3 protein-coding genes are annotated in these 2895 nt (G+C 67.4%); all 3 read left to right on the top strand.

Translation table 11 applies throughout. From position 1 onward, the window contains the following. On the top strand, nucleotides 1–1550 hold a 1550-nt coding region (locus G3O00_RS41640), incomplete at its 5' end, for a putative porin (RefSeq protein WP_206146486.1). 12 nt (nucleotides 1551–1562) lie between these two features. After that, the gene (locus G3O00_RS41645) at nucleotides 1563–2252 is read left to right on the top strand and encodes a hypothetical protein (RefSeq protein WP_206146487.1); all 690 of its coding nucleotides are present in this window, start codon (nucleotides 1563–1565) and stop codon (nucleotides 2250–2252) included. A 57-nt stretch (nucleotides 2253–2309) separates the two neighbouring features. Beyond that, the coding region (locus G3O00_RS41650; RefSeq protein ID WP_241025589.1) for a YbjN domain-containing protein at nucleotides 2310–2895 on the top strand (586 nt) is incomplete at its 3' end.

Here is a 2895-nt window from a genome sequence, read left to right on the forward strand (position 1 = left end):
AGGCCGTGCAGGCGCGGTCGGCCCGCGCATCGGGCGCGCCGGTCGTGGCAGGCGGCGTGGTCAACCCGCCGACGCAGCCGGGCGACGTCGCGGTGCCGTACGTGCCGCAGCTCGTGCGCGACCAGATCCGCGACCAGGTAAAGCAGGAAGTGATTGCGCAGGCGAAGGCCGAGAACTGGGCGCAGCCGAACACGTTCCCCGACTGGGTGTCGCGCATCAAGCTCGACGGCGACCTGCGCGTGCGTGACGAGTATCACTTTTACGGCGGCGGCAACACGAACGGCGTGACGAACTTCGCGGCGATCAACCAGGGCGGCGGGTTCGACGTCAACTCGAACACCAACAACACGCAGATCCCCACGCAGAACACGCGGGAGAACCGCAACAACCTGCTGCGCTACCGTGCGCGGCTCGGCGTGACGGCGACGCTGTCCGACGAGATGATCGCCGGCATCCAGCTCGCGAGCGGCAACGACAACGGGCCGGTGTCGACCACGGCCACCGCGGGCGGCGGCTTCGCGAAGAAGAACATCTGGCTGAACAAGGCGTTCTTCGCGTACAAGCCGACGTCGTGGCTGAACCTGACGGCCGGCCGTTTCGACAACCCGTTCTTCAAGTCGGACCTGGTGTTCTCCGACGACCTGATGATGGACGGGTTCGCCGCGAACCTGCGCCATGCGCTGCCGTGGAATCCGGACGTCACGCTGTTCGGCACGCTCGGCGTGTTCCCGATCCAGTACACGAGCGAGAACTTCCCGTCGAACAGCACCGAGAAGGCCGGCAGCGACACGAAGTGGATGTTCGGTGCGCAGTTCGGCGCCGACTGGAAGATCGACGCGAAGAACCGGCTGCGTGGCGCGGTCGCGTACTACGACTTCCAGAACATGCGCGGCACGCTGTCGTCGCCGTGCGCGCTCTATGCCGGCGCGACGAGCTGCAGCACCGACAACGAGGCGCCGGCATTCATGCAGGGCGGCAACACGCTGATCGCGCTGCGCAACATCGTGCAGAACCCGAATCTCGCGCCGGGGATGACGCCGCAACCGCAGCTGTTCGGCCTGGCCTACAACTACCGGCTGCTCGACCTGAAGGCGCAGTGGGACACGGTGGTGGCCGATCGCTTCAAGCTGCGTCTCGACGGCGAATACGTGCGCAACCTCGCGTACAACGACAACAAGGCATTCGCGGCATCGTCGCTGCCGGTCAACAACTACGATTCGACGTCGGTGAACGCGACGCGCGCCGACTATCGCAGCGGCCCGAACGGCTTCCTCGCGAAGGCCACGTTCGGCGAGCCGGAGCCGCGCGAGAAGGGTCAGTGGAACTTCTCGATCGCCTACAAGTACCTGCAGCCGGACGCCGTGCTCGACGCGTTCAACGATCCCGACTTCCACCTCGGCGGCACCAACGCGCGCGGCTATGTGCTCGGCGCCGCGTATGCGGTCGCCCGCGATACGTGGGTGTCGGCCCGTTACCTGAGCTCGAAGGAAGTGTACGGGCCGCCGGTATCGATCGACGTGCTGCAGATCGAGCTCAATGCTCGTTTCTGACCGGAGCCGCGGATGAACACGATCACTCGCACGATGTTCGCGGCCGGCGGGGCCGGCATGTTGCTGCTCGCGGCCGGCGGCGCGCACGCGCAGAGCATCGAGGACAAGCTGCGCAGCCAGTTGCGCTCGACCGTGCAGGAGCTGCGCCAGCTGCAGGACAACCAGGCGCAGTTGCAGAGCGACAAGGCGGTGGCCGAGAAGCAGCGCGACGACGCGCTCGCGCAACTGAAGGCGATGCAGGGGCAACTGGCCGCCGCGCACGGCGACTCGGGCGCCGAGGCGGCTGCGAAGCGTGCGCTCGCCCAGGAGCGGGCAGGCCGCGAGCAGGACGCGAAGTCGCTGGCGAAATACAAGTCGTCCTATGAAGACTTGCTCGCCGTGTCGCGCGCCCGCGATGCGCAGCACACGCAACTGCAGAAGGACGCCGCCGCGCGTGACACGCAACTGAAAGCCTGCCAGGCACACAATGCCGAGCTGTATCGCGTGGGGCACGAGATTCTCGACGCGTACGAGCATGTCGGAATCGGCACGCTGTTCTCGTCGCGTCAGCCGTTCGCGCAGTCGGCGCGCGTGAAGTACGACGACATCGCGCAACGCTACGGCGATGCGCTGTATGCGGGCAAGTATGACCCGGCTGCGCGGCCGGTTGCAGCAACACCAGCGCCGGTACCGGCGTCGGCTGCTGCCGCGAATGCGCAGTAAGCGCGGCCCGCAGCCGGGATGGAACCGATCGATTCGTTGAATACGAGGAAGACAGACATGCAAGACAAGCAACCGAACGCCGGCGACGAACGCGCGGCACACGATGCGCCGATCGAAGCGATCAGCGCCGACCGCCTCGCCGACGTGCTGCGCCGCGCGGGCTACCGCGTGACGGCGGCCGAACAGAACGGCGCGGTGCAACTGATGAGCGCAAGCCAGGGCATCGGCTTCGCGGTGCGCTTCGGCAACCCGGCCGCCGCACTCGCGCCGCAGGGCGCCGACGCGTCGCCCGCCACGTTGCTGTTCATCGACTACACGCTGTCGTGCGTGCTGCAGGTGCAGGGTGACTTGCCGGCCGAACTCGTCGCGGACTGGAACCGGACCAAGCGCTTCGCGCGTCTCGCGAGCCACGGACAGTTTCTGGCGCTGGAGATGGACGTGGTCGTCGCAGGCGGCGTGTCCGAGCGCTACCTGCGTTCGACGATCGAGCTTTGGGATCGCCTGATCCAGGAATTCCTGCTGCACCTGCGCAACCGTCCCGCGATGGCCGAGCAGGAAGCGGCGGCGCGCGCGGCGGCCGGCGATCAGGCCAGCGCATCGCCGGTCGAAGCGGCTGCGGTAGCGGTCGAGGCCACCGCGAAGT

Origin of the sequence: Burkholderia sp. Ac-20384 (assembly GCF_017104605.1) — a bacterium.
GTDB classification, from domain to species: domain Bacteria; phylum Pseudomonadota; class Gammaproteobacteria; order Burkholderiales; family Burkholderiaceae; genus Burkholderia; species Burkholderia lata.